Raw genomic sequence first — 26,041 nt, 5'->3', positions numbered from 1 at the left:
CGTTTTTGAAACGCAACTCGCCGGCTGACCCTTCAGCCGTGCAGGCCTGCTCGAATGAAGTCCCTGTTCATTCGCGAAATGGTGTCAATACTGATCTCCTTCGGACAAGCTTCCTGGCACTCGCCAAATAATGTGCAGCTTCCGAACGTTTCGAGGTCCATCTGTGCAACCATCGAGATGACGCGCCGATGTCTCTCGGGTTGACCCTGCGGCAGGTGCCCGAGGTGGCTGATCTTTGACGCCGTGAAGAGTGAAGCCGAGGCGTTGGGGCATGCGGCCACGCACGCACCACAACCAATGCAGGACGCGGCATCCATTGCAGCGTCAGCAGAAGTCTTGCCGATCAGAATTTCGTTCGCATCCTGTGCGCCGCCGGTTGACGCACTCACGAAGCCACCTGCCTGAATGATCCGGTCGAGCGCTTCCCTGTTCACCACCAGGTCGCGAATAACCGGGAATGCTTTGGCTCGCCACGGTTCAATGACGATCGTATCGCCGTCGGCAAAGCTTCTCATGTGCAACTGACATGTGGCGGTTCCCTTCATCGGTCCGTGAGCAGCCCCGTTTATCATCAGCGAGCACGACCCACAGATTCCCTCGCGGCAGTCGTGATCGAACGCTATCGGGTTTCCGCCCTCCACGGTCAGCCTCTCATTCAACACGTCGAGCATCTCCAGAAACGACATGTCAGGACTGATGTCCGGTGCATCGTAGTCAACCAGGGCCCCACGACTGCCCGCGTTCTCCTGTCTCCAGATTCGGAGCTTGAGGTGCATCACTTGTAGCTCCGTTGCGACAGCTTCACATTTTCGAACACGAGTGGCTCGCGATTGAGGATCGGCTCCCTGTCCGCGCCCGCGTATTCCCAGGCTGCTACATAAGTGAAATCCTCATCGTTCCGGAGCGCCTCGCCGTCAGGGGTCTGGCTTTCCTCTCGAAAATGTCCGCCGCAGGATTCAGTGCGATGAAGAGCGTCTCTGCACATGAGCTCGGAAAGCTCGAGAAAATCAGCAACTCGTCCCGCCTTTTCGAGAGCCTGATTGAGTTGCGCATCGCTTCCGGGAACATTCACGTTTCGCCAGAATTCAGCCCGTAATTCCGGGATGAGCTCGAGTGCTTTTCGCAGGCCGGCGTCGTTGCGGGCCATACCGCAGGAATCCCACATGATCCTGCCAAGCTCACGATGAAAAGAATCCACCGTCCGCTTTCCGCCAATCGTCAGGAACTTTTCCGTGCGCTCCGCCACTCCGGCTTCGGCTTCGCGGAACGCGGGATGCGTCGAGTCGAGTTTCGACGGCCTGCTGGACGCGAGGTAATCACCAATGGTATTGGGCAGAACGAAGTAACCGTCCGCCAGACCCTGCATCAACGCGCTTGCGCCCAGCCGGTTGGCACCATGATCGGAAAAATTCGCTTCGCCAATCACGTGCAGACCTTCAACGGTGCTCATCAGATTATAGTCGACCCACAACCCGCCCATTGTGTAGTGAACCGCCGGGTATATACGCATGGGGAGCGTGTAGGGATTCTCGTCCGTGATTCGCTGATACATCTCGAAAAGATTCCCGTAGCGTTCCCGGATGACCTTTTCACCGAGCCGCTCGATTGCGTCGGCAAAATCGAGATACACCCCGAGGCCGCTTTCTCCAACACCGCGGCCCTCATCGCAAACTTCCTTCGCCCCGCGCGATGCGATATCACGAGGGGCAAGGTTGCCGAAGCTCGGATACTTGCGTTCGAGAAAGTAGTCGCGCTCTGCCTCCGGAATCTCGCGTGGGGGCCGCTTGTCGCCCACCGCCAGGGGCACCCACACGCGGCCGTCATTGCGCAGCGATTCACTCATCAGCGTGAGCTTTGACTGATATTCGCCGCTGACGGGGATACAGGTCGGATGGATCTGCGTGAAACACGGATTCGCGAACGCTGCACCCCGCTTGTACGCGCGCCAGATGGCGGTGGCGTTTGAGCCCTTTGCGTTGGTGGAGAGGTAGAAAACGTTGCCATATCCACCAGTACCGAGCACCACCGCATCGGCGACATGCGACTCAATCTTGCCGCTCACGAGGTCGCGCGTGACGATCCCGCGCGCCTTGCCATCCACAACCACGAGGTCGAGCATCTCCGAGCGCGTATGCATCTCGACATTGCCAAGCGCGATCTGTCGCTCCAGTGCCTGATATGCGCCAAGCAGCAACTGCTGGCCGGTCTGACCGCGTGCATAAAAAGTTCTCGAGACCTGCGCCCCACCAAACGAACGATTGGCCAGCAGCCCGCCGTATTCCCGCGCGAACGGCACCCCCTGCGCAACGCACTGATCGATGATGTTGACGCTGATCTCGGCGAGGCGGTAGACGTTTGCCTCCCGCGCGCGGAAATCCCCGCCTTTGATCGTGTCGTAGAACAGCCGGTAGATGCTGTCACCGTCGTTCTGATAATTCTTGGCGGCGTTGATGCCGCCCTGAGCCGCAATGCTGTGCGCGCGTCGCGGGGAATCCTGAAAGCAGAAACACCTGACTTTGTAGCCAAGCTCGGCAAGCGTCGCGGCCGCGGCTGCGCCGCCAAGACCGGAGCCGACGACGACGATCTCGTACTTCCGCTTGTTAGCCGGATTGACCAGCCGCATCTCGAAGCGATGACGATCCCACTTCTTCTCGAGCGGCCCGCCGGGCGTGCGTGCGTTCAGCTCCACGTTATCGCACCCAGCCGGCGATCACGGCCACCGGAACTATTGTAAATCCGAACCAGACCAGCACAGCAACGATCAGCGCGAACTTTCGGCGAAGCGGGTCGGTGGAGCGCTGCGCAAAACCAAGCGAACGGACCGAACTCCACACGCCATGATAAAGGTGCAATCCGACCGCAATCATTGAAATTACGTAGAACGCCGACACCCACCAGATTCTGAAGCTCGTTACAATGTTTGAATAGACATCAGCGACACTGAACGATCCTGCCGGCCTGATGGTTCCCGTCGTGAAATGCAGGATATGTAGTATGACGAACAGCAGCAACAGAGCCCCGCCCCACCTCATGGTGCGGGATGCCACTGTCGAGACCTGCGGTTCGCGCTGTGCGTAGCCCACCGGACGGGCAGCGCGATTCTGCACTGTCAGCTGAACTGCCGCAACAACATGAACAACCAGTGCCGAGGCAAGTACCGCCCGCACCAGCCAGAGAAGCTCGCCGGTGCTTTTCAGAAAATGCGAATATGCGTTGATCGCCTCACGGCCCTGCATCACCAGCAGATTACCCGACATGTGTCCAACGACGAATCCAACCCATATCAGCCCCGTGAGGCCCATCACTGCTTTTTTTCCTATCGCCGATTTGTAGAATCGAACTACCCGGCTCATCTCCGCACTAGAGGCTCACCGCGCTCATCGGCTCGCGAACCGCTTCGGCACTCTTGGCAAGTGCATCCCGCTCAGACTCGGTAAGCTCGACTTCGATGATCCTTGCAAGGCCCTTGCTGCCAAGAACACAGGGCACTCCAAGGAACAGGCCCGACATGCCGTACTCTCCCTCGAGCCAGGCGGCGCAAGGGAGAATTCTTTTTTGATCGCGGACGATCGCCTCGCACATCTGCACGGCCGCAGCTGAAGGCGCATAATACGCAGAGCCTGTCTTCAGGTGCTTGACGATCTCGGCCCCGCCCGTTCGGGTGCGTTCGACGATGGCATCCAGTGTCTGCCGCGACATCAGTTGCGTAACGGGGATTCCGCTTACACTTGTATACGATATCAGCGGGACCATCGTGTCGCCGTGTCCGCCGAGCACCATTGCCTGAATGTCGCGAACCGATACGTCAAGTGCTTCGGCGATGAAGGCCCGGTAGCGCGCTGTGTCCAGCACACCGGCCATACCCAGCACACGCTCGCGGGGAAATCCGGTCACCTGTTTCGCGACATACGACATGACGTCGAGCGGATTCGACACCACGATGACAATCGCATTGGGAGACGTGTCGCGCACACTCTCGGAAACCTGCTTGACGATGCCGGCATTCGTATTGAGAAGGTCGTCGCGCGACATTCCCGGCTTGCGCGCAATGCCAGCGGTGATCACGACCACTTCGGATCCAGCCGTCTCCTCGTAGCTGTTGGTGCCAGTAACCCGGGAATCAAAACCTTCGATAGGTGCAGATTGCCACTGGTCGAGCGACTTTCCCTGAGGAATCCCTTCCTGGATATCGACGAGTATTACATGCCTCGCCAGCTCTTTCTCGGCGATACGCTGAGCGGTCGTCGCGCCGACATTGCCTGCGCCGACGACCGTTATTTTATTGACCATTTAATTTGTCCGGGGATGAATGACTTCGAGCGCGAAAGTTATTTCGCGCGGTGCGGGAGGGCAAACTGTCGGCGCCATGCCGGTAGTAGCGGTCTACCCTCCGACTTGCGACAGTGCCCGAAGTCCGCCAACGCGCATCTGCAACAGCTGGTGCTCCTTTGGTTTTTCGGCCAACGCCTGTCGAAAAAACGGCTCGAGTGGTTCGCCGCGGCGGTGAGGATCCCTTAGACTGACCTCGTGGTCTCCGAACAGGCATGTTCGCAGGCGCCCATCGGCTGTGAGGCGAACGCGGTTGCACGAGCCGCAGTAGGTGTGCGTCATCGGCGAAATGACACCAATCGTTCCGGCACCACCGTCGAGCCGATAATAATCAGCCGGCCCATTACTCTGCGCCGGTCCCGGAGTACGGGTCACGCTGCCAAGGGCCGATACTCGGTCGAGAACCTCTTCCGATTCGACGATATGATCCCACGTGAGCGCTCTCATGTCGCCCACCGGCATCAACTCGATGAATCTGACATGCCACGGGTGGTCGAGTGTCAATCGGGCGAAATCAAGAATTTCGTCGTCGTTGATCCCCCGCATCACCACTACGTTGATCTTGACTGGGTCGAGTCCATTTCGCTCGGCAGCCGTCGCCGCAGCGACCGGATCGAAGCTCACTGAACGTCGCGCAATCGTCGCGATTCTGCCGGGCTGCAATGAATCGACGCTCATGTTCACCCGGTCGAGCCCAGCCCGCCTCATCGCCGGCGCAAGCTCGGCCAGGCGGACGCCGTTGGTGGATAGCGAAATATCCTCGATGTCCCGGATCGACCGCAGCATTGCAATGAGCGCTGTCAGTCCCGGCCGGAGCGTCGGCTCGCCGCCACTCAGCCGCACTCGGCGAAGGCCAACCGCGGCGAGTTGGCCGACAATCGCGGCGATCTCCTCATAGGTCAGAATATCCGCCTTGGGCAGCCATTCGAGACCCTCGGCGGGCATGCAGTAGAGACACCTGAAATTGCATCGATCCGTGACCGAAACGCGAAGATACTCGATGCTTCGCCCGTGCTGGTCCAGCAGGCTTGCGGTCACGCCGCGCGCTCCCGTGTCGGATCGATCCAGACCCGGCTTCCATCTTCGTAATGCTCCATCTTCCAAATCGGGACCCGAAGCTTGAACTCCTCGATCACGTATTGCATAGCACCAATAGCCTGCGCGCGACGTTCATGAGCGGCTGCTATCACGATGCTCGCATCGCCAACTTGCAGCAGCCCCAGCCGGTGCTCGACTACGATATCAGGCCGATCGAACCGTTCCCCAGCCTCGCTGATTATGGCCAGCATTTCGCTCTCAGCCATAGCATCGTATGCGGAATACTCGATCGCTGTGACTGTACGGCCATTATTTTGATTTCGGACTGTGCCCACGAAGATCGCAGTCGCCCCCCTGCTGTATGAAGCCACCTCATCGAGGAGCCGGAAGGTTTCGATCGTTTCGTTGACCAGCCTGACCCTCACCCTCAGCCGCCAGCAACCGGGGGAATGACGGCGATCTCATCCCCACCGGCGATCAGCGCTGTCGGTGCAGCGTAAGCATGATTGATGGCGATCAGTGGATTCGGCGGCAGCCGCAACGCGTCTGGCAGGGCCGCGATCGAGGCCCTCAAATCGAGCACTGTGGCGCCATCGGGCAAAACTAAATCCATGGTGGAGCGGCCGAGAGAATCGGCGTACGACGCAAAGAACCTGACCGTGACGTTCATTGGACCTCCCAACTCAAATTACTGCTCGTCGGCAATATTGGCGTCGCTCAGCTCGGAGATCTCGACCCCCGCCACCAGTGCTCGCAACTCTTTCGAAGGTTTGAAAACAGGCACAGGCCGCGCCGAGACCTCTACGGGCGATCCGGTCCGTGGGTTCCGGGCCATCCGCGTCTTGCGTCTCCGTATCTTGAATGTACCAAATCCCCGCACTTCGATGTTTTCCTGATGCTGAAGTGACTCCTTGATCGACTCGAGAAAAGCATCGACGACCCGGGCGCAGTCCTTCTTTGAGATCATCGGCCCCGCGGTGCGGGAAATCTGCGCCGTGACTCGTTCGACAAGGTCCGCCTTCGTCATGAATGTGCCTCTGAAGTAACGCCCGCAGAATAACGTAACTCGTTAAATATTATGACGTTACTAAAACCGTGTCAAGCGTTTCGGGAGCCGCTCAATTGTCCGCGCGGATGCCTCAGCGGTCCTGAATAGCTTTCAGAAATTCAGCGAAATGTGGAACCGCATCGTGAGGCCCTGGCGCGGCCTCAGGATGATACTGAACGCCGAAAACGGGCAGTTGGGAGTGTCTGAGGCCCTCGATTGTGCCGTCATTCAGATTCACGTGCGTCACCGCAAGGTCCGGGGCGCCACTGACCGACGCCTCGTCGCCCTGCACGGCGAACCCGTGATTCTGTGAGGTTATCAGAACCCGGCCCGATGAGACTTCCCGCACCGGATGGTTCCCCCCCCGATGACCGAACGGGAGCTTCACAGTCGACCCTCCGAAAGCGAGCCCAAGAAGCTGGTGCCCGAGGCAGATCCCGAACACCGGGATGCCGCTTGTGGCAAGATCGCGAACGGCATCCGGCGCGTAGGCGATGGCGTCAGGATCGCCAGGTCCGTTGGAGAGAAAGATACCGTCCGGGGCCTCGGTCAAAACATCTGTCGCCGGCGTAGTCGACGGCACAACGGTGACGCGACAACCGTTGTCGGCGAACAGTCTCAGAATATTGCGTTTTATCCCAAAATCGTAGGCGATGATGTGTCTGGTGGCCTGAGGATCGCCCCAGACATACCGGTCGCGCGTGGACACTCTCGATGCGAGATCGAGCCCCTCCATCGACGGACATCCGGCCAGCGCGTTCGTCGCCACCTCACTCGGCGATTCGCCCGTGTCGATCACGCCTCTCATGACACCCGCTGACCGCAGGTGGCGTGTAAGACGACGGGTGTCAACGCCATGCAGGATAGGCACTTGGGCGGCGCCAAGCCACTCCGCAAGATTGCCCGTTGCACGCCAGTTGGAGTACGAGGCAGATAATTCACGGACGATCACGCCCGCTACCTGAGGCGTGGTCGATTCGGGATCTTCGGTGTTGACCCCGTAATTCCCGATCTGCGTCGCGGTCATGACGACGATCTGGCCGCGAAACGAAGGATCGGTGAACATTTCCTGGTAGCCAGTCATGTTCGTTGAGAAAACGACTTCAGCGACGACCGGCTCGTTCCTGACCGCGCGCACAACTGCGTCGCTGCCGCTTGAATCGGATCGGTTGCGAGTAACAGAGCCGTGAAAAAGGGTTCCGTCCTCGAGGAGGAGAAACCCTGGCTCACTGTTAACGTCCATCGCCCGGCCCGGTTACCGTTGCGACGGCGGCGGGGGAGGAGTGGTAGCGGGCGCGCCCGCAGGCGGAATTGACGCGGGTGGTCGAGTAGCCGGAGCGGTCGCCGCTGGCGGCGGTGGTATGGTCCGTGGGGCGGCTCCTGGAGCCGGCTCGAGCGGTACAGCAGGGCTTGCAGGTGGCGTTGACAGAGGCGCAGGCGCTGCGCCGGCCGGCGGATTCGAAAACGTATCTTCGAGAATCGAGCGAGGTGCCCGCGCCCGCGTCGACATGATCTGGAGGACGAATGCGAGCGTCAGAAAAATGCCGCCGCACCACCACGCGGCCTTCGTCAGCAAGGTCCCCGCCTGACGGATGCCGATGAAGGCGTCTGGCGACGAGCTCGCACCGCCAAAGCTGGCGGCGAGTCCGCTGCCCTTGCCGGCTTGCAAAAGAATGCTGGCGACGAGAACTATCGCGTCGATTACGAGAATGACGAGAAGAAAATTATAGAACATTTCAAGTTGTTGGAGACACCCGAGCAGCCCGCAATATCGCCGGAATCCTGCGACACAGTCAAGTGAACGTCAGGGTGCCTGTCCCCGGGCAACGGTCAGCCACGATCCTGCATCGAGGCTTGCGCCGCCTACAAGGAGACCATCCACTTCGCGTGCGGCGAGTAAAGAGGTGACATTGGCTGCGCTCACGCTGCCACCATAAAGCACAGGTGTAGTTCGCGAGCGATCCCCACAGAGGTTTTTCAACTCGGTCCGAATGGCCGAGTGCATCGACGTCGCGTCGTCGGGTGTGGCAGTACGGCCTGTTCCGATTGCCCATACGGGCTCATATGCGACCATTACTTCCCTCGTCGCAAGTTGTGTCATTTGCGAAAAGCCCACCCGGAGCTGGTCCAGAACCACAGCTTCGGCCTCTCCGGCGTCTCGCTGAGCCAGGGTCTCCCCAATGCAAAGCAGGGGGGTCAGTCCGCCTCGCTCCGTAGCCGCGCATTTCAGAGCTGTCTGCTCGCTGGTTTCGCCAAAAATGTGGCGACGCTCGGAGTGACCAACTAGGATGACCCGGGCCCCAGCGTCGCGCGCCATTCCGACGGATAATTCGCCGGTGAATGCACCCTGGTCTGCAGCGTGGACGTTCTGAACGCCCAGCAGAATGTCTCGCCGGTCGGCGAGCGCGGCAGCCACAACGTGAAATGAGAGCGCAGGAGGAAATATGAGGATCGTGCGATCGTTCTGCCTTGGATATTGATCGAGGAATGACTGCATGAACTCACCGGCCGACGTGGGCCCGTTGTTCATTTTCCAGTTAGCCGCAATGACGGGCCGATTCATGTTGCACTCCGGGTATCGAGCGCTTCAACGCCGGGGAGAAGCTTCCCCTCGAGAAATTCAAGTGATGCGCCACCCCCGGTCGAAACGTGGCTCATGCGGTCCGAAAGCCCCGCTTGCCCGACAGCGGCAGCCGAGTCGCCGCCACCTACGATTGTGATCGCGCCCTGGGACGCGCCTGCCGCCATCGCGTCTGCAATCGCGCGCGTTCCGCTGGCAAACGCGGGAGTTTCAAAAACCCCCATCGGCCCGTTCCACAGCACAGTCTTCGCTGATCTTATGGCCCGCCCGTATGATTGCGATGTTTCAGGACCGATGTCGAGCATTGCATGATCCGGCGGGATAGAGTCCGCGCGGACTGTCCGCGCACTTTCCGGGTCATCAACCGAACGGGCGACGATTGCATCGTGCGGAAGGATGAGCCGGCTCCCTGCCGTCTCGAGGATTTTCCGGGCCATATCAACCCGATCGTGCTCAAACAGCGATTGGCCTGTCTCGAATCCCCGGGCGCGAAAGAAGGTGCAGGCCATTGCGCCGCCGATCAGCATCGCGTCCACTTTGGGCAGGAGATGCGATATCACATCGATCTTCCCGGATATCTTGGACCCTCCCAGCACAGCAACAAAAGGGCGCTTTGCATCCGTCAGGGATGCGCCCAGGTAGTCGAGCTCACGCTGCATGAGCAAACCAGCGACCGCGGGTCGCAGGAACTCGGTGACTCCTGCGGTCGAAGCGTGGGCACGATGGGCTGTCCCAAAGGCATCATTCACGAAAACGTCGCCCAGCGCGGCGAGCCTGCGGGAAAGATCACGATCGTTTGATTCTTCCCCCGGCAAAAATCGCGTGTTTTCGAGCAGCAGCACGTCGCCCTCCGGCAGCGACCGCGACCTTTCGAGTGCGTCCTCGCTGTCGGTCGTTTCGCAAAAACTCACTGTCGAGCCGAGAAGGGCCTGCAGCCCGACGGCTACGACATCGAGCGAATAGCGAGGATCTGGCGCGCCTTTTGGCCGGCCGAGGTGGGACAGAACGATCGGTCTGGCGCCGCGTGCGAGGAGGTGTCGGAGGGTCGGGATCGCCGCGTTGATTCTCGTGTCGTCGGTGATTTCGCGGTGATTGTTCTGTGGGACGTTGAAATCTGCCCGCACCAGCACGCGTTTCCCCCTCAGCTGCTCGTCAGAGAGATCGAGGACAGTGGCCGTCTTCACAGGCAGCCGTTACAGCCGGGCGCCGATGAATCGCAACATGTCCACGCACCTTGCTGCGTATCCCCACTCATTGTCGTACCATCCGGACACCTTGACCATGGTGTTGTCGATGACGTTCGTGATTTTGGAATCGAGGATGCAGGAATGCGGGTTGCCGATATAATCAGTGGACACCAGCTCGACATCCGTGTACTGAAGGATGCCCGAAAGCTCGCCTTCGGCTGCTGTCCTGAATGCCGCGTTGACCTCCGCTATCGTCGTGTGCTTCTCGACTTCGGCGGTGAGCTCGGTGAACGACACATCCGGGGTGGGGACGCGGATCGAGAACCCGTCGATCTTCCCTTTCACCTCGGGAATCACGAGCCCAGTCGCCTTGGCCGCGCCCGTCGTCGTCGGAATCATCGACAGGGCTGCGGCGCGTGCGCGACGGAGATCCTTGTGCGGCAGATCGAGAATCTGCTGGTCGTTCGTGTAGCTGTGAACGGTGAGCATCGACGCGTGGCGGAACCCGAAATTGTCGCGTACAACCTTCACCAGCGGGACGAGGCAATTGGTCGTGCAGGAGGCGTTGGACACGATGTGGTGGTGTGCCGGATTGTACTTGTCGCTGTTGATGCCCATGACAATGGTGATGTCCTCGCCTTTGGCGGGAGCGGAGATCAGAACTTTTCTGGCACCTGCCTCCAGATGCTTGCGGGCGTCCGGGGCGCTGGTAAATCGCCCCGTGGATTCCAGCACAATGTCTACCCCGAGATCTTTCCACGGCAGCGAAGCGGGGTCCTTTTCACTGAGAACCCTGATCTCGTCTCCGTCGACGGTGATCGAATTGGTGCCGGTGTCGACATCTCCGGAATACGTGCGATGTACCGAGTCGTATTTAAAGAGATGGGCCAGTGTTCGCGTGTCGGTGAGGTCATTGATCGCCACAAAATCAATGTCCGCGATTCCCTCTTCTCTCGCCGCTCGAAGAACCTGTCTTCCAATCCTGCCGAAACCATTGATACCTACTCTGGTCGCCATGTAATGATTTTCCTATTTGGGAATACGGTCGCCTGATGCCGGCGCCCGGCCAAAAGTCATATAGCTGATAATGCGTGCGCCCGAATGAAACAGCGCTCTTGAACAGGCTCGCAGTGTCGCCCCGGTCGTTATCACGTCGTCCACAAGAATTATATGTGCTCCGGCAAGCGATGCCTGACGTTCCGGCCTGACACGAAACGCACCGGCAACATTGCCTTGTCGTTCCCCCGGAGTCAACTCCGTCTGGCTGCGTGTCGAACGCGTGCGTACTACAGCGTCATTCCACGCCGGAATGCCCCAGATAGCCGCAAGCTCGGTCGAAAGCACGGCACTCTGGTTGAAGCCCCGCTCGCGTTCGCGCGGGATCGCCAGCGGCACCGCGATGGTCGCCGTTCGCTCCGACACGACATCGACGGGCCAGGAAACTCGTGCCATGCGCCGGGCGATCTGTGCACCGGCGCGCTGCCAGCCACCGTACTTGAACGCGTGAACGATTTCGCTACCCGTGCCAACACCCACCCAGCACCAGGAGCGGGCGGCCCGGACATAGTGTGGCAGATTGTCGCACCACCGACAAAGGTGCTTTGTAACAGGATGTCCACATCGGTCGCACCGAGGGGCTGGAAGCGGGTGTATGCGCGACCAGCAGTGGCCGCATACGATTCCATCGTCCCGTGGTCCCGCAGGTCTCTCGCACACAATGCAACTGACCGGCAACAGGAGATCGATGACACCGTGGGCAATCTCGCGAATTACCCCGGCGGGAGGGTGCCACCTGGAAAGTTCCTGCGTCCGGTTTCCTTCAGGACTGCGGCCCACATTGCTTCCTCGTCGGGGTCGACATCGAACCACTTTCGAAACGCCAGTGCACCTTGCCTCACCAGCATCGACAAACCGTCTGATGTGCGATGGCCACTGGCCCGCGCGTTGCGCACCCAGGCCGTTTCGTCAGGGCCGTAGACCAGGTCAATAATTGCTGCGTTCCTGCTGAGTCTCGCGAGATCAACAGGCTTCGCATCATCAAAGAGTCCTATCGGCGTTGCGTTTACGACAATATCGGCCGTCGAGATGGCGGCGTCCGACATCGTACCAGCCCGCGCAAAACCGGAAAAACGCCCGCTCAGCGTGCCGGCTCTTTCGGGGGAGCGGGCGTGGACCGTCGCTGTGCACCCCGCCCAGCCTTGTACAGCGGCAAGTACTGCAGCGGCGCCGCCCCCTGATCCCAGCACGGCGACCCGGCAGTCGCGGGGTATTTCGCCCAGAGTCTGCCGGGCAAGGTAGTCAAACCCTGCCACATCGGTATTGTCTCCCGCCATGTGGCCATCCATATCGGACCAGAACGTATTCACTACTCCAGTTCCCGCCGCGGATGCGCTCACCGCGCTCATCGACCCCATCGCCGCCAGTTTATGTGGACTTGTGATGTTTCCGGCCGAGTTTATCGATGCAAGCTCTTTCAGTGTCGCAGCCAGGCCCTCTGGTGGAACGTCAAGCGTTTCGTATCGCAGCGCGATCCCCGCGGCGTCGAGAGCCGCGTTCTGAATTATCGGGGACAGCGAGTGGCGGACGGGATATCCAATTAGAAGAAGCCGGTCTCTATGGTTCATGCGGGATTTTATCGGGAAGACCGGACAACTCGCATTCGAGATCGTCAGCGGTTTCGCGGTAGTCAGCGAGATCGCCGCTAAATGGGTCCTGGATGTCGCGACGCGCCCTCGTCTCGTTCGCAAAGCCGGCAACGAGATGAACGTTCGCGCCAGGCCTCATTTGCATCACATGCGCCAGATGTGTTGCCGACATGGTCAGAACCAGATCGCTTTCCGCAAGAATGTCCTGCGTCAATGGCCGCGACCTGTGGGCGGAAAGATCGAGGTTCCGCTCGAGTCCGATGAGCAGCGCCTCGTCACTTGCCGGCGAGCCGTTCCACGCCTGCACGCCCGCACTTGCGACCTCGATATCTGTCCGGCCCGCATCGGACAACATTCGCCTCGCGATTGCTTCAGCAAGCGGGCTACGGCAGGTGTTGCCGGTACACACGAACAGAATCCGCATATCCGTCAGGTGTCTCCGATAACGTCAGGCACGCTCTCGCGCAGCAATTCAGCCGAGATAGCTCCTGGGCGAATGACGCGGGGTCGGCGGCTGGTACAATCGACCACCGTCGACGGACTTGAGCTCGACAATTTTCCTCCATCCAGGACGTGAAGCGTGCCGCGTGCGACCTCGTCTCCCCATTGCTGCAATATCTCGCCGGCACTGGTCGCGGGGGGCACGCGCGGGCGGTTGGCACTCGTGGAGGTGATCGGCTCGCCGTACGCAAGGATGAGGCGGGCGAGGCCTTCGTGCGGGGTCCAGCGCACCGCGATTCCGCCCTCGGGACCCCGCAGCTGCTCCGGGAGCCGTTTTTCGCCCCCAGGCAGAACGAGGGTAAGCGGGCCGGGCCAGAATCGCGCCGCCAGCTGCGACGCGTAACTCGTGAGCTGAAGCCCGAGGCGGGTGATCATTTCGCTCGAAGCGACGATTATCAGAAAAGGCTTGTTGTCCGGTCTTCCTTTCAGCGCGATCAGGTTCATCACCGACTCCCTGTCCACGCCGCCGCCGAATCCGTAAACCGTTTCTGTCGGGTATCCCACGACACCGCGCGCATGAATGTGGGCAATCGTTCCCCCGATCGCCGCTTCGATTTCATCAGGTGACCAGAAGGGAATCGCGCGTGGCGCAGAGATCATTCACTCAAGATACTCAGCGCTTCCGCGCGAGCGAAATCACTTTCATCGGTGATCTTGAGGGCGCGTTCGCTGCCCGGAACGATGACGACTGCTAACCCGAGCCGTTCGCAAAGAGCAGCGTCGTCAGCGGCCCGCATTCCCGCGGATCGTGCATCGGCATGCGCTCGCTCGATCATCTCTCGTGGAAACGCCTGCGGCGTCTGTATGCGGAAGATGTTCGTGCGATCGATCGTTGCGACGATCCGCCGTTCGCTGTCGGCCTGCTTCAGGGCGTCAACCACCGGGATCCCGGGAGCCGCGCCGTGACCCTTTCGCGCTTCGCTCATCACGCGCTCGATCATCGACTCGGTCACAAGCGGCCTCGCAGCGTCGTGAATCATGACGAAGGTCAAATCGTCCGGCACATCTTCGAGCCCGTTACGCACCGAATCGCCACGCTCCTTTCCTCCCACGGACAGCAGGAGCCGGTCGGTATCGCATTGAAACAGCCACGGTGGCGGATCTCCAACGTGCTCGTACGGAAGCACAACCACGACCATACCGACGTCCGCTCTCTGCTGAAATATCTGAACGCTGTGAAGCAGCATTGGTTTGCCGGCTACCCAGCGAAACTGCTTCAGCTCGTTGCCGCCGACACGGGAGCCAGCACCGCCAGCGACGATTATAACTCCAACATCGGCTGTCATTTGAACAGCTGCCCAAAAAGTTCAGACACGGTCGTCACTCCCACGGTCGTGATGCCACGGGTACCACGGGATGGAATTCCACGCTGCGCCATGTACGCCGTTTTCATTCCCATCTTGGCTGCCTCGGCCAGACGTCTTTCTGCCTGTGACACCGGCCTGACTTCCCCGCCCAGTCCCACCTCCCCCAGGAAGATCGCGTCGGTACCGATGGCGCGATCGTAAACGCTGGATGCAAGGGCGGCCGCGACGGCGAGGTCGCCAGCCGGCTCCTGCATTCGCATGCCGCCGACGACATTGAGGAAGACATCGAGCTGCGTAAATGAAAGTCCCGCGCGTTTGTCGAGCACCGCGAGCAGAAGCGCAAGTCTGCGGCTGTCGTAACCGGTGGCCACGCGCTGCGGAGTACCGAAACCGGCTTTCGCCGCGAGGCCCTGAATCTCGATCAGCACCGGACGGCTTCCCTCGAGCAACGCTGTGACTGCACTACCCGACGTGTGACCCTGACGATCGCCGAGAAACAGCTCCGACGGATTGGAAACGGGGTCGAGACCAGCCGCCGTCATTCGGAATACGCCAATCTCGTCGACACTGCCGAACCGGTTTTTGATCGCCCTGAGCATCCGGTGGTCAAGCATTCCTTCGCCTTCGAAGTAGAGCACCGTATCGACGATATGTTCGAGTGTCTTGGGGCCCGCTATTCCGCCTTCGCGCGTGACGTGACCAACGACGAAAACGGAGGTCCCGCTATCCTTTGCGAACCGCATCAGTCGCGCAGCGCATTCCCGTACCTGACCCACGCTCCCGGGCGCGCCATCGAGGTCACCGGTAAAGACGGTCTGAATCGAGTCCACGATCAGCACCGAGGGCGACATTGCCGAAGCAGTCGCAATAATGGTCTCGAGAAGTGTCTCACCCAAAAGCTCTACGTCGCTCGCGGAATCGCTGAGCCGATCAGCACGCAGCCTTACCTGAAGCGGCGACTCTTCACCGGACACATAGAGCGTCCGCTGCCCGGCAGCCTCGAGCTTTGCCGCCACCTGCAGCAGAATCGTCGATTTCCCGATACCCGGCTCACCACCCACAAGTGTCATCGAACCAGGGACGAGACCGCCGCCAAGCACGAAATCGAACTCCGCCATGCCGGTCAGCCAGCGAGGCTCAGCCGCTCCGATTACGTCGCGGACTTTCTGAGTCCTGGCAACCGTTCCGCCCTCGCCGAGTGATTGAGGCCCGCCGGCACGGCGAGCCGCCGCAGCCTTCGCTCCGGTCGCGGCAGCGGTTTTTGTGATCGCCTCTTCAACGAGGGTGTTCCAGTCGCCGCAGACGTCACAGCGTCCTGCCCATCGAGGAGAGTCAGCGCCGCAGCTGCTGCATCGAAATGTCGAGCGCGCCTTTGGCGTCACCGCGGCAACGGACGGGGCGAGTAATTGTCGAAGCGGGTGAATGTCTTGCTGAAGAACAGTTTGATTGCGCCAGTTGGCCCGTTACGCTGTTTGCCAATGATGATCTCGGCAAGGCCCTCCAGGTTCTGATCGCCATCCCTTTCTTTTGAATTCCCTTCCAGCAGGTGCTGATATACCTCGGGCCGGTAGATGAACATCACTACGTCTGCATCCTGTTCTATCGCGCCGGATTCACGAAGATCGGAAAGCTGGGGTCGCTTGTTCTCGCCGGTTCGCTGCTCCGGGGCACGGGAAAGTTGCGAGAGCGCTATCACGGGTAATTTGAGTTCCCGGGCCAGTGATTTGAGAGAGCGCGATATGTAGCTGATTTCCTGCTGCCGGTTCTCCGTGTTCGATGGCCCCTGCATCAGTTGCAGATAATCGACAACTACGAGGCCGATGTTATTCTCGGCTTTCATCCGCCGCGCCTTGGAGCGCATCTCGAGGAGGGTGATTCCGGGCGTGTCGTCGATCCAGATAGGCGCCCGGGAAAGGTCACCGGCCGCTCTGCTCAACAAACTGAACTCCGAATCGTGGAGCTTTGACTTGCGAAGCCGTTGCGCGTCGACGCGGCCCTCCGCAGTCAGCATCCGCTGCACCAGCTGATCCTTGCTCATTTCGAGCGAGAAAAATGCTACTCCCACATTTGCGTCCAGCGCAGCATTCTGAACGATATTGAGAACGAACGCTGTCTTTCCCATTGATGGCCGGGCGGCAATGATGATCAGATCGGACGGCTGGAAACCAGTCGTCATCTCGTCGAGGTCCTTGAAGCCGCTCGGAACGCCGGTGATCGATTCCCCTCGAGCGCGGAGGTCTTCGATGCGCTCCATCGCGGTCCAGAGCAACTCCTTGATGCGCGAGAATCCCTCTGCTCCACGGCTTTGATTCACTTCGAAGATTTTGTGCTCGGCCGCGTCCAGAAGCTCGGCCGCGGGTGCAGCGGAATCGAACGCCTCTGCAACAATTGCGGTTGAGACTTCGATCAGTCGCCGGCGCAAGGCCTTTTCCCGTACGATGCGCGCGTGATACTCGACGTTGGCCGACGTCGGAACGGCGTCGATGAGGAATCCGATGTAGTCCTTTCCGCCGCTCGCCTGGAGGTCCCCGTTCCGGGAAAGTTCTTCCGAGAGCGTGAGTGGATCGATTACATCGCCGCGGTCCGCCAGGGCGAGCATCGACCGGAAGATGCGCCGGTGGCCCTCCCGGTAAAACATCGTGTCATCGACGTGTTCGACGGCGCGCAGCACTGCATCCGGATCCATGAGCATGGCCGACAGAACCGCCTGCTCGGCATCCTCCGAGTAGGGGGGACGCCGTTCCGAATATGGATCACGCGCCGGGGGCGCCATCGAGAATTCTGCGGGCGAGCTTGACATCTTCCCAGGTAGGTCGTTTCCAGGCCGGATTGCGGAGCAACGCGGCAGGGTGATAAGTGACGACGAGGGGAATTCCGTGGTAGCGGTGCACTTCACCGCGAAGCTTTCCGATCGGCGTTTTGGTGTTGAGAAGAGTTTGCGCCGCGAAAGTTCCGAACGCAACGATGACTTTCGGCCTGATCAGCTCGAGTTGCGTCACCAGGAACGGATTGCACGCGGCTATCTCATCGGGAGCAGGATTGCGATTGCCGGGCGGCCGGTGCTTGACGACGTTTGTGATAAAGACTTCATCGCGGGTGAGATCGACAGCCGCGAGGATCTTTGTCAGGAGATTTCCTGCCGCACCAACAAACGGGTGTCCAGTCACATCTTCGTTCGCTCCGGGAGCTTCGCCGACGCAGACCAGCCGGGCATTCAGCGGTCCATCTCCCGGCACGCCACGCGTCGCAGTCTTGTACAACGCGCATCTGGTGCAGTCCTCCACAATCCGGGCAATGCTCTCGAGCGATTGAGCCGGGGCAGTAGCTTCGGGCTGATCTGCCGGCTTCATCGCTTCATTGGCGCTGACCGGATCCAATGACTCGGAAGCTTCATTTCCGGCTTGCGATGACGGATCGGCCGTCGGGGTCACGTTCTGCGGAGAGCGATCTGGTGGCCCTGAAATCGAGCCTGCCCGGATTGCGCCTATTGTGCGCAGCGCGTCCTCGACCGTCATGGAATCGAGCACGAGTTCAGATTCGCCCAGATCGCGGCGATCCTCCAGATATCTCCGCAATCGCTGTCTAGCGTCCATTCAGAATCGATTCAACCCGATCGAGGATGACGTCGGCGAGCTCGGTCTTCTTCATCATCGGGACGTGTACGGCAGCCTCGCCGGGCGCCAGCAGCGTCACACGGTTTGTATCAGAGACAAATCCGGCCCCATCCTCGACCGCGCTGTTGACTACGACGAGATCGAGGCGCTTTTCTCGCAGTTTCTGAGCGCCGTTGGCAAGTTCGTTCTCCGTCTCGAGCGCAAAGCCGACAACCACTGACCCAGCTCGGCGAGCGCTTGCCGTCGATCTGATGATGTCCTCGGTTTGCGTCAGCTCGATGGCGGCCGGCAGGGACGAACTGCTCTTCTTGATCTTGCGAGCGGCGGGCTTGGCCGGGCGGAAATCGGCCGGGGCGGCCGCCATAATCAGCACATCGGACGCGGGCAGCAGCTCCTCTACAGCGGCCAGCATGTTGGCTGTCGTCGCCGCTCGCACCACCCGAAGCCACGATCCGGCGGTAACATCCAGGTGCCCCGCGACAAGCGTCACTTCTGCGCCTCGCCGGTGAGCGGCATCGGCAAGTGCGACACCCATGCGTCCGCTGCTGTGATTGGATATGAATCTCACCGGATCGACCGGCTCTCGAGTTGCGCCCGCAGTCACTACAATCGTGCGACCGTACAGGCCTCCACGCGGCTCCAGCATTCGGGCCATCGCGGCCATGATCGCCTCAGGTTCAGGCATCCGGCCCGGTCCGGCCCCCTCACCCGCCGCAAGCGGACCATCGTCCGGGTCGAGCACAGAATATCCGAGTTCCCGCAAATGGGCGACGTTCTGAGCGGTCTGTGCGTTGGCCCACATGCGGTCGTTCATTGCGGGAACAAGAAGCACCGGAGCGGTATTGGCGAGAAGGCAGGCAGTCAGCAGGTCGTCGGCGTGCCCATGAGCGGAGCGTGCGAGAAAATCGGCAGTCGCGGGAGCAACAACCAGAATTGCCGCCTCACGAGCGAGCCGGATATGGTCAAGAGCGTTACCGGCACCAAAAATCTCGGAAAAGGTTTTCCGGCCCGTGACAGCCTCGAACGTGATTGACCCAACGAACTCCTGAGCGGCGCGTGTCATCACGACATCGACCTCCGCTCCTGACTGGGCAAGAAGCCGGGCAAGCATGGCTGATTTGTAGCTGGCGATGCCGCCCGTGACCCCGAGAAGAATGCGGCGGCCGTCGAATGGCCGCACTTCCGCTACTCGGTGCGGCGGCGCGGTATTACCCGATATCCGATTTCCCCATCAATCAGATCCTCGAGCGCGCGCGTGGTCAACTTCTTCTCGCCCGAAGCAGACCGGTCGCGGGGAAACTCGTTGAGAACGCGCGCAAATTTCGCGGCGACCAGCACGCCCAGATACTTGTTGGTTGCGTGTTCAGCAACGTCGGTCGGGATAAATACCTGCATGACTATCTGCTCCTGTTGATGTCGGCCAGCTCGCCTTCGAGTCCGGCAACCAATGACTGTAATGTCCCGGCTAGATCACTCGCTCTCGCCGTCTTCGCCGCCTCAGCATCGATGATCCGGGATACCGACTCGACGGCGCGCCCCAGATCATCGTTAACAACCACGTACTGATACATCCCCACTGCCTGAAGCTCGGCGATGGCACTGCGCAGACGTCTCGCCATCGACTTCTGATCCTCGGTACCGCGCGCTCGCAACCTGTCCAGCAAAACCCCGACGTCCGGCGGCAGCACGAAAATGAGCGCCGACGCAGGATATGCAGCAATGAACTGACGGGCACCCTGCACATCGATGTCCATCACTACATGCTTGCCCGCGGCGAGCAAACCATCTACTTCCCGGCGAAGCGTTCCATACATTTCACCGTGAACTTCAGCTGATTCAGCAAATGCACCAGAAACGCGCGCTTCGTCGAACTCATGCCTCGATAAGAAATAATAGTCTCGCCCCTGGGCTTCCTTATCGCGTGGCTGCCTGGTGGTACAAGATACAGAATAACCGGTGTCTGCGCGCAGCTTGAGCAGTTCGCGCGCAAGCGTAGTCTTGCCGCCCCCAGACGGCGAGGAAAGAATGAGCGGAAAGCGAGTCACTCGATATTCTCGACCTGTTCGCGAATCCGCTCCAGCTCCTCTTTGACCAGCACGACATCTCCGAGAATTGCAGAGTCGTTTGCCTTGCTCCCGATCGTGTTGGCCTCCCGAACCATCTCCTGGAGCAGGAAACCCAGACGCTTGCCAACGGGCTCGTCGCCATTGGCCTGCAATGTCCGGCGAAACGAATCGATGTGCGATTCGAACCGTTCGATCTCCTCGGAGATGTCCAGGCGGTCTGCCATGATGGCAATCTCCTGCGCCAGACGCTGGGGATCGACGCCCGTTTCGCCAATAAGGTCGTGAACAGACTTGTTAATCCTCGCATGTTGCTCGACCAGACGATGCGGAGCTCGCTCCGCGATCCTTGCTACAGCGCCCTCGACAAACGTGACTCGCTCATTCAGAAATACCGCCAGCCGTGCGCCTTCCTCGGCGCGCATGAGGCGGAGACGGGCAACTGCCTCACCGACTATCGCCAGCAGCTCGGCTGGGGAGGTTTGCTCTGCTGCTTCGACACGCGAACTGATTACATCCGGCAGGCTGAGTATCGTCGCGGCGTCGAGCGAGCCATGCAGCCCATGGCGTTCCTGCAGCCCGCGGATCATCGTTACATACTCGCCGAATCGTTCCTCGTCGATTGGGGTTCGGGAACTCCCAAGTGGTTCGACTCGAGCCGAAAGCGAGACATGACCCCTCGCAATGTTCTGTTTGAGCAGCTCGCGCACCTCGGTATCCCATCGCGCGAAGTTCGCGGGCAATTTGATGCTAGGATTGAAGAAGCGGTGGTTGACCGTACGCACCTCGACACTCAGGGCCGACACGCCAACCATTCCATCCGCCGATCCGAACCCGGTCATGCTGTAGATCATGTGGCCGTATGCAAGTCGATATTCGACAACAGGATCGCCGCGGGTTCCTTCAATTCCAGAACTCCCAGCGTACTCCATAGAAATTGATCGCCCGCGGCATGAAGAAGCCGGGAACGGTCTGATAAAGTTCGCCCGCGATGTTGCGGACCTGATAGGAAACAACGGCGCGGAGTATCCGGATTTCGAGGAGTGCAGAGACAGTTCCGCTGGCGTCGGCAACCGACAGCCGTCCGGGCACCGGAAATGCCACGGCGCCCCGATAATCGTAGGCGACGGCTGCTTTCAGCCCGAAATTTCCGCTCGGGAACCTGGATATCCATCGCGTAATGAGGTTTGCCTCCGATCTCGCCTGGTATCGAGGCTGATAAAAAGACGCAGAATTCCATCCGGTGGCCACGACATCCACACCGATATCCCGGTAGACCCGTCCGCGCAAAGTGAGGAATCCCGCGGAGCGCCGCCCAGTCGCCTGCGGAACGTAGGCAGTGTCAAAAACGAGGGGCGGCAGAAGAAGTGCGGTATCCCGGCTCAGGTATCCTGCCGATAGCCATGCCCCTAACACCTTCACACCGGCCTCGAGACGCACTGCCGTCACGCCGGGCTGGCGGATGAGGGAGTCGGAACCGTTGCCGGATGATCTCGATAGCGCCCCCGAGACTGCCACGGTATTGAACGGTGTCAGCAGAAACGAGGCATCGACACGGTTCAAACCTCTGAATCCGTCCCGTTCAGCGGCAAGCACAACCAGGGTCTGAGAACGCACCAACTCGAGGCGTGCCCCCGGCGAATGGAACGTCTCCCCCGCAAACGATCTGATTCGATTGTAAGCGGAGGCGCGCAGGAGGCCGCGCGCGTATCCGCCCGAGAGCAGATACTGGCTGCGCGATGTGGCTGTATCCGCCGTGTCGGACACAACCCGGCGGGACATGGCGTCAGCAATTGTTGTCTGCCGGCTCGTTTCGGCAAGTCTCGTGTTGGATGCCGTAGCCTGAATCCACGGTCCCCCGTTCAGATCACCGTACGCCGCGCGCAAGTACGCGAGCCGGTGCGATGCCTCGAAATCGGGGATCGAAAGTCCGGAGCCGAACGTGGGTTGAAGGACGCGAGTCTGCTGACTGCGGTTCAAAAATGCGTCGACACTCCATCGCTGGCGCGCGATGCCCGCGCGGAGCAGGAGCGAAAGCGCGTCCCCCCCACCGCCGAGTCGCGCGGCGGTAGTACTGTATTGCTGTCCGCCCGCCTGAAGGCCGCCCCCACCCGAAAACCTCTTGCCATAAAACCCGCGGTACAGATTGGAATCTTCGTCTCCCGTCGACACATCCGTGCGCGTGTAGGCCGTAGTCCGGTCGACCTGCCAGCTCCGCAGACGTACGATGAGTTCGTTTGCGAACTGCTCCACAGAAACGTGTTCGAGGGTCCACAGCTGCACCCGGGCAAGATCGAGGACGGACCCGTTCCGGGGGTCTATATCGTCGATTTCCAGACCGTCATACAGAATTCTGAGACGGCCGAAATCCCCGTTGACGGCAACCAGTTTGGGCGAAGCGAGCCACCCGGTGCGAAATGACGTTGCGGCCGGAATACGCTCGAGGAGGTCAGCAACTGACAATGCCCCGCTGGCAAACATCTCTTCGCGGTTCCATTCATACTTTTCACCCAGGGTCGCAGTTCGCGGAGCGGCGAGGCGTCCGAACGGCGGCTGTATCGTATCCGGGGCAGGCGGCGCCGTGTCAGTCGCCGGCTTGGGAGGGATCGGCACTTCGCTGGCCGGCGGGACAACCACCTGCGCCCCCGCAACGCGTACCACGGTCCACAAAAACGCCCCGGCGATTGCGCCAGGGCGGGCGTATCGGAAGCAAGCCCGAAGGGTGATCAGTTTGACCGGCCTCGAACGAATTCTATGAATGTGGCGGTCGGAACGCCGGTGGGGCCTTTGGGAATGGCACCGAGGTCGGACTCCGTGTACGCAGTTCCCGCAATGTCGAGGTGCACCCACGGATAGCTGTCGGTGAACTCTTTCAGGAACATTGCCGCCGTAACCGCCCCGGCTGCCCGGCCGCCGCTGTTCTTGATATCAGCGACCTCAGACTTGATCAGGTCGCGGTATTCGTCCCAGAGTGGCAATGACCACCCCGGCTCGCCGGCACGCTTGCCCGCAGCGATGACTTCGGCAATAAGCTCCTCGTCGCGACTGAAAACCCCAGTCGCTGTATGGCCAAGCGCGATCACGACTGCGCCCGTCAGCGTAGCGGCGTCGATGACAACGGCGGGATCGAAGCGTCGCGCGTACGAAAGGACATCTGCGAGCACCAGCCGTCCCTCGGCGTCGGTATTTATGATTTCGATGTACTTGCCCAGGTGACTTCGAACTACGTCGCCAGGATTGACCGCAGTCCCGGAGGGCATGTTCGTGGTAGAACCGATGAGGCCAACAACGTTCACGCGAAGCTTCAGCCGACCTATGGACTCCATTGCGCCGAGCACCGCTGCCGCTCCGCACATGTCGAACTTCATGTCCTCCATCGACTGGGCGGGCTTTATCGAGATACCGCCGCTATCGAAGCAAAGTCCCTTGCCCACCAGCGTGATGGGTTTTTCGCCCGGGGCGCCCCCCTTGTATTCGATCGCAATGAGTTTTGGATCCTGGGGCGTACCTTGCGCAACGCAAAGAAGTGCACCCATTCCCTCAGCTTGCATTTCCGTCCGGCCCAGCACGGTAATGGCCATTCCGTGACGGTCCGCGATGGCGGTGCCGGTCGATGCAAGGAACTCCGGCGTGCAGAGATTGCCCGGCATCATCGCCAGTGTTCTGGCCAGCGCCTGTCCTGCGGCAATCGCTTCTCCCGAAGCAAGGCCTCGGCGCGCATCAGGGGAATCGGCGGCAAAAATGGTGGCGGACACCAACGGCAATCGTCGCTCGTCTTCAGGCGGCGGCGTCTTGAGGTCGAGATAGGTCCAGGCGCCAGCCATAAGCCCAACGGTAATTGCTTCGACTTCAGTCTCGCTGAGCACGCCGCCGTGCCATCCAATCTGATCCGCACCGAGTTTTGCTGCCTGTCGGGCTGCGATTGCTGCAGCTCGCCTGAGGCTACCCGGGCGATCTTCCGAACTTCCCATGCCAACGACCACCACCCGCCGCGCGCCGCCGCTGGGTCCCGTCAGATGAAGAACTTCATCGCGTGCGCCGCGGAAGTCGCGCAGTTCCACCGAGCGGCGTAACGAACCCCCCATGGCCGCGTCGAGGGTGGTGACGGAATCCGAAAGCTCCGCTTTTTCGTTCAGTGCGATCACGAGCATCGACCCTTCGAAAGCCGATGCGTCGCCGTCGCTCAGTGTGACGGAAAGCGGCATCTACGGTTTCATTCCCGCAATCACCGCATTACCGAAGGCCGACGTCGACACTTCAGTCGCTCCCGGCATTTGGCGGGCGAGATCGTACGTTACGCGCTTTGACTTGATGGCGTTCTCGACGCCTGAGACGATCAACGATGAGGCCTCGCTCCAGCCCATGTAGTCGAACATCATGACACCGGAAAGAATGACACTGCCCGGATTGATGCGATCGAGACCCGCGTACTTCGGCGCGGTGCCGTGGGTCGCTTCGAATACGGCAAGCCCGTCGCCGACATTGCCGCCAGGGGCGATACCCAGGCCGCCGACCTGGGCTGCAGCGGCGTCAGAGAGGTAATCGCCATTGAGGTTCGGGGTCGCAATTACGGAGTACTCCGAAGGGCGCAGAAGCATCTGCTGGAACATCGAGTCGGCAATGCGGTCCCGGATGACGACAGCGTCTGCGCGAGATCCCGCGCTGCCTTTGGCGAGGTCTGCCTCGGTCACAGTCGTCTGGGGGAAATTCTCTTTTGCCACCTCATATCCCCAGTCTCTGAACGCGCCTTCCGTAAACTTCATGATGTTCCCTTTGTGCACCAGTGTGACCGACTCGCGGCATTTGGTGATTGCGAAGCGGATCGCCATCTCGACCAGCCGCTTCGAGCCGAATTCCGACATCGGTTTGATGCCGATAGCGGAGTTCTCACGAATCTCGCTCCCGAATTCCGACGCCAGGTACTCCCGAAGCCTTGACGCCTCCGGTGAACCTGCCTTCCATTCGATGCCCGCGTATACATCTTCGGTGTTCTCGCGAAAGATCACGACATCGACTTTCTCCGGTTCCTTCACCGGCGCTCCAACGCCTTCGAAGTAACGAACCGGACGGATGCAGGCGTACAGATCGAGTACCTGACGCAAGGTGACGTTCAACGACCTGATTCCTCCGCCGACAGGGGTTGTGAGGGGTCCCTTTATGGATACGCGGAATTCCTGCATTGCGTCGATCGTTTCCTGGGGCAGCCAAGTGTCGTGCTGGCGGAACGCCTTCTCACCGGCGAAGACTTCCATCCATTCGACTTTGCGCTCCGATCCGTACGCCTTTTCCACCGCGGCATCGAAAACCCGGACGGACGCGCGCCAGATGTCGGGCCCGGTACCATCGCCCTCGACAAAGGGAATTATCGGGCGGTTCGGTACTGCAACGACTTCGCCGGAAAAGGTAATTGCGTCCCCGGCGGCGGGGACGGTGGACAGCTTATAATCGCGCATGTGGATGAAAGAGAAGGAGTGGAGAGGCCAGACAAAGTTAGACGTACTCCAGATTCCGAGCAACGTTCTTTGTCCACGTCACAAATATTTCATCCCTATTGCGGTGCTCGGGGAATGTTGTTGCTTATGCGGACATAATCGTCACGGGCGTTTACCATGGAGAAATCCATGCAGAAGTCGGGGCGCGTGCCCGACCACGACGTCTTGCGTTGCCTCGCCGAACATCCTTGCCCGACGTCCAACTGTGTTGATGCGCAACCACCACCTGCGCGGCA

General features: G+C 60.3%; 28 protein-coding genes. All 28 read right to left on the bottom strand.

Annotated elements, in window-relative coordinates; genetic code table 11:
* Nucleotides 1-32: 32 nt before the first annotated feature.
* The gene (locus WKF55_04955) at nucleotides 33-776 is read right to left on the bottom strand and encodes a succinate dehydrogenase/fumarate reductase iron-sulfur subunit (protein MEJ7758923.1); all 744 of its coding nucleotides are present in this window, start codon (nucleotides 774-776) and stop codon (nucleotides 33-35) included.
* Entirely contained in the window at nucleotides 776-2,689 is a 1,914-nt protein-coding gene (locus WKF55_04950) for a fumarate reductase/succinate dehydrogenase flavoprotein subunit (GenBank protein MEJ7758922.1), read from the bottom strand. Before WKF55_04950 ends, WKF55_04955 begins: the two co-directional genes overlap by 1 nt.
* A gap of 1 nt (nucleotide 2,690) precedes the next feature.
* The gene (locus WKF55_04945) at nucleotides 2,691-3,353 is read right to left on the bottom strand and encodes a succinate dehydrogenase cytochrome b subunit (protein ID MEJ7758921.1); all 663 of its coding nucleotides are present in this window, start codon (nucleotides 3,351-3,353) and stop codon (nucleotides 2,691-2,693) included.
* 7 nt (nucleotides 3,354-3,360) lie between these two features.
* Nucleotides 3,361-4,290, bottom strand: coding sequence for a malate dehydrogenase (mdh, locus tag WKF55_04940; protein ID MEJ7758920.1), 930 nt, complete (start codon nucleotides 4,288-4,290; stop codon nucleotides 3,361-3,363).
* 93 nt (nucleotides 4,291-4,383) lie between these two features.
* Nucleotides 4,384-5,367, bottom strand: coding sequence for a GTP 3',8-cyclase MoaA (gene moaA, locus WKF55_04935; GenBank protein ID MEJ7758919.1), 984 nt, complete (start codon nucleotides 5,365-5,367; stop codon nucleotides 4,384-4,386).
* On the bottom strand, nucleotides 5,364-5,792 hold the full coding sequence (locus WKF55_04930; protein ID MEJ7758918.1) for a molybdenum cofactor biosynthesis protein MoaE: 429 nt from the start codon (nucleotides 5,790-5,792) through the stop codon (nucleotides 5,364-5,366). Before WKF55_04930 ends, moaA begins: the two co-directional genes overlap by 4 nt.
* A 2-nt stretch (nucleotides 5,793-5,794) precedes the next feature.
* Complete coding sequence (locus tag WKF55_04925) at nucleotides 5,795-6,037, bottom strand: MoaD/ThiS family protein (GenBank protein MEJ7758917.1); 243 nt, start codon at nucleotides 6,035-6,037, stop codon at nucleotides 5,795-5,797.
* 18 nt (nucleotides 6,038-6,055) lie between these two features.
* Nucleotides 6,056-6,394, bottom strand: a complete 339-nt coding sequence (locus WKF55_04920; GenBank protein MEJ7758916.1) for an HU family DNA-binding protein — start codon at nucleotides 6,392-6,394, stop codon at nucleotides 6,056-6,058.
* A 112-nt stretch (nucleotides 6,395-6,506) separates the two neighbouring features.
* Nucleotides 6,507-7,658, bottom strand: coding sequence for a glutamine-hydrolyzing carbamoyl-phosphate synthase small subunit (gene carA, locus WKF55_04915; GenBank protein MEJ7758915.1), 1,152 nt, complete (start codon nucleotides 7,656-7,658; stop codon nucleotides 6,507-6,509).
* 12 nt (nucleotides 7,659-7,670) lie between these two features.
* On the bottom strand, nucleotides 7,671-8,150 hold the full coding sequence (gene secG / locus WKF55_04910) for a preprotein translocase subunit SecG (protein MEJ7758914.1): 480 nt from the start codon (nucleotides 8,148-8,150) through the stop codon (nucleotides 7,671-7,673).
* A gap of 69 nt (nucleotides 8,151-8,219) precedes the next feature.
* Nucleotides 8,220-8,978: a triose-phosphate isomerase gene (gene tpiA / locus WKF55_04905; protein ID MEJ7758913.1), complete on the bottom strand. Its 759-nt coding sequence runs from the start codon at nucleotides 8,976-8,978 to the stop codon at nucleotides 8,220-8,222.
* Nucleotides 8,975-10,180 carry a phosphoglycerate kinase gene (locus WKF55_04900; GenBank protein ID MEJ7758912.1) on the bottom strand — a complete coding sequence of 402 codons (1,206 nt, stop codon included), beginning with the start codon at nucleotides 10,178-10,180 and terminating at the stop codon, nucleotides 8,975-8,977. The genes tpiA and WKF55_04900 overlap by 4 nt, the downstream gene beginning before the upstream one ends.
* A gap of 9 nt (nucleotides 10,181-10,189) precedes the next feature.
* A complete protein-coding gene (gene gap / locus WKF55_04895; GenBank protein ID MEJ7758911.1) occupies nucleotides 10,190-11,200 on the bottom strand; it encodes a type I glyceraldehyde-3-phosphate dehydrogenase in 1,011 nt (336 codons plus the stop codon).
* Between the two features lie 12 nt (nucleotides 11,201-11,212).
* On the bottom strand, nucleotides 11,213-11,719 hold the full coding sequence (locus WKF55_04890; GenBank protein MEJ7758910.1) for a phosphoribosyltransferase family protein: 507 nt from the start codon (nucleotides 11,717-11,719) through the stop codon (nucleotides 11,213-11,215).
* A 233-nt stretch (nucleotides 11,720-11,952) separates the two neighbouring features.
* Nucleotides 11,953-12,807 carry a hypothetical protein gene (locus tag WKF55_04885; GenBank protein ID MEJ7758909.1) on the bottom strand — a complete coding sequence of 285 codons (855 nt, stop codon included), beginning with the start codon at nucleotides 12,805-12,807 and terminating at the stop codon, nucleotides 11,953-11,955.
* On the bottom strand, nucleotides 12,797-13,252 hold the full coding sequence (locus tag WKF55_04880) for a low molecular weight protein arginine phosphatase (protein ID MEJ7758908.1): 456 nt from the start codon (nucleotides 13,250-13,252) through the stop codon (nucleotides 12,797-12,799). Before WKF55_04880 ends, WKF55_04885 begins: the two co-directional genes overlap by 11 nt.
* Nucleotides 13,253-13,257: 5 nt before the next feature.
* Nucleotides 13,258-13,929 carry an L-threonylcarbamoyladenylate synthase gene (locus tag WKF55_04875; protein MEJ7758907.1) on the bottom strand — a complete coding sequence of 224 codons (672 nt, stop codon included), beginning with the start codon at nucleotides 13,927-13,929 and terminating at the stop codon, nucleotides 13,258-13,260.
* The gene (gene ispD / locus WKF55_04870) at nucleotides 13,926-14,615 is read right to left on the bottom strand and encodes a 2-C-methyl-D-erythritol 4-phosphate cytidylyltransferase (protein ID MEJ7758906.1); all 690 of its coding nucleotides are present in this window, start codon (nucleotides 14,613-14,615) and stop codon (nucleotides 13,926-13,928) included. Before ispD ends, WKF55_04875 begins: the two co-directional genes overlap by 4 nt.
* Nucleotides 14,612-16,018 carry a DNA repair protein RadA gene (radA, locus tag WKF55_04865; protein MEJ7758905.1) on the bottom strand — a complete coding sequence of 469 codons (1,407 nt, stop codon included), beginning with the start codon at nucleotides 16,016-16,018 and terminating at the stop codon, nucleotides 14,612-14,614. The genes ispD and radA overlap by 4 nt, the downstream gene beginning before the upstream one ends.
* Nucleotides 16,015-17,409, bottom strand: coding sequence for a replicative DNA helicase (gene dnaB / locus WKF55_04860; GenBank protein ID MEJ7758904.1), 1,395 nt, complete (start codon nucleotides 17,407-17,409; stop codon nucleotides 16,015-16,017). Before dnaB ends, radA begins: the two co-directional genes overlap by 4 nt.
* A complete protein-coding gene (locus WKF55_04855; GenBank protein MEJ7758903.1) occupies nucleotides 17,390-18,229 on the bottom strand; it encodes a uracil-DNA glycosylase in 840 nt (279 codons plus the stop codon). Before WKF55_04855 ends, dnaB begins: the two co-directional genes overlap by 20 nt.
* On the bottom strand, nucleotides 18,219-19,430 hold the full coding sequence (gene coaBC / locus WKF55_04850) for a bifunctional phosphopantothenoylcysteine decarboxylase/phosphopantothenate--cysteine ligase CoaBC (protein MEJ7758902.1): 1,212 nt from the start codon (nucleotides 19,428-19,430) through the stop codon (nucleotides 18,219-18,221). Before coaBC ends, WKF55_04855 begins: the two co-directional genes overlap by 11 nt.
* Nucleotides 19,431-19,435: 5 nt before the next feature.
* Entirely contained in the window at nucleotides 19,436-19,645 is a 210-nt protein-coding gene (locus tag WKF55_04845; protein ID MEJ7758901.1) for a DNA-directed RNA polymerase subunit omega, read from the bottom strand.
* A 2-nt stretch (nucleotides 19,646-19,647) separates the two neighbouring features.
* Nucleotides 19,648-20,295 (bottom strand): guanylate kinase, encoded by a 648-nt coding sequence (gene gmk / locus WKF55_04840; protein MEJ7758900.1) that lies wholly within the window; start codon nucleotides 20,293-20,295, stop codon nucleotides 19,648-19,650.
* Nucleotides 20,292-21,167 (bottom strand): YicC/YloC family endoribonuclease, encoded by an 876-nt coding sequence (locus WKF55_04835; GenBank protein MEJ7758899.1) that lies wholly within the window; start codon nucleotides 21,165-21,167, stop codon nucleotides 20,292-20,294. Before WKF55_04835 ends, gmk begins: the two co-directional genes overlap by 4 nt.
* Before the next feature lie 49 nt (nucleotides 21,168-21,216).
* The gene (locus WKF55_04830; GenBank protein MEJ7758898.1) at nucleotides 21,217-22,974 is read right to left on the bottom strand and encodes a hypothetical protein; all 1,758 of its coding nucleotides are present in this window, start codon (nucleotides 22,972-22,974) and stop codon (nucleotides 21,217-21,219) included.
* 65 nt (nucleotides 22,975-23,039) lie between these two features.
* On the bottom strand, nucleotides 23,040-24,518 hold the full coding sequence (locus WKF55_04825) for a leucyl aminopeptidase (GenBank protein ID MEJ7758897.1): 1,479 nt from the start codon (nucleotides 24,516-24,518) through the stop codon (nucleotides 23,040-23,042).
* Complete coding sequence (icd, locus tag WKF55_04820; GenBank protein ID MEJ7758896.1) at nucleotides 24,519-25,766, bottom strand: isocitrate dehydrogenase (NADP(+)); 1,248 nt, start codon at nucleotides 25,764-25,766, stop codon at nucleotides 24,519-24,521.
* Between the last annotated feature and the right edge of the window lie 275 nt (nucleotides 25,767-26,041).

It is taken from the genome of Gemmatimonadaceae bacterium (assembly GCA_037721215.1).
In the GTDB taxonomy this organism is placed as follows: domain Bacteria; phylum Gemmatimonadota; class Gemmatimonadetes; order Gemmatimonadales; family Gemmatimonadaceae; genus UBA4720.
Note: the sequence above shows the minus strand (reverse complement) of the source record. Positions and strands in the feature narration are given on the sequence as shown.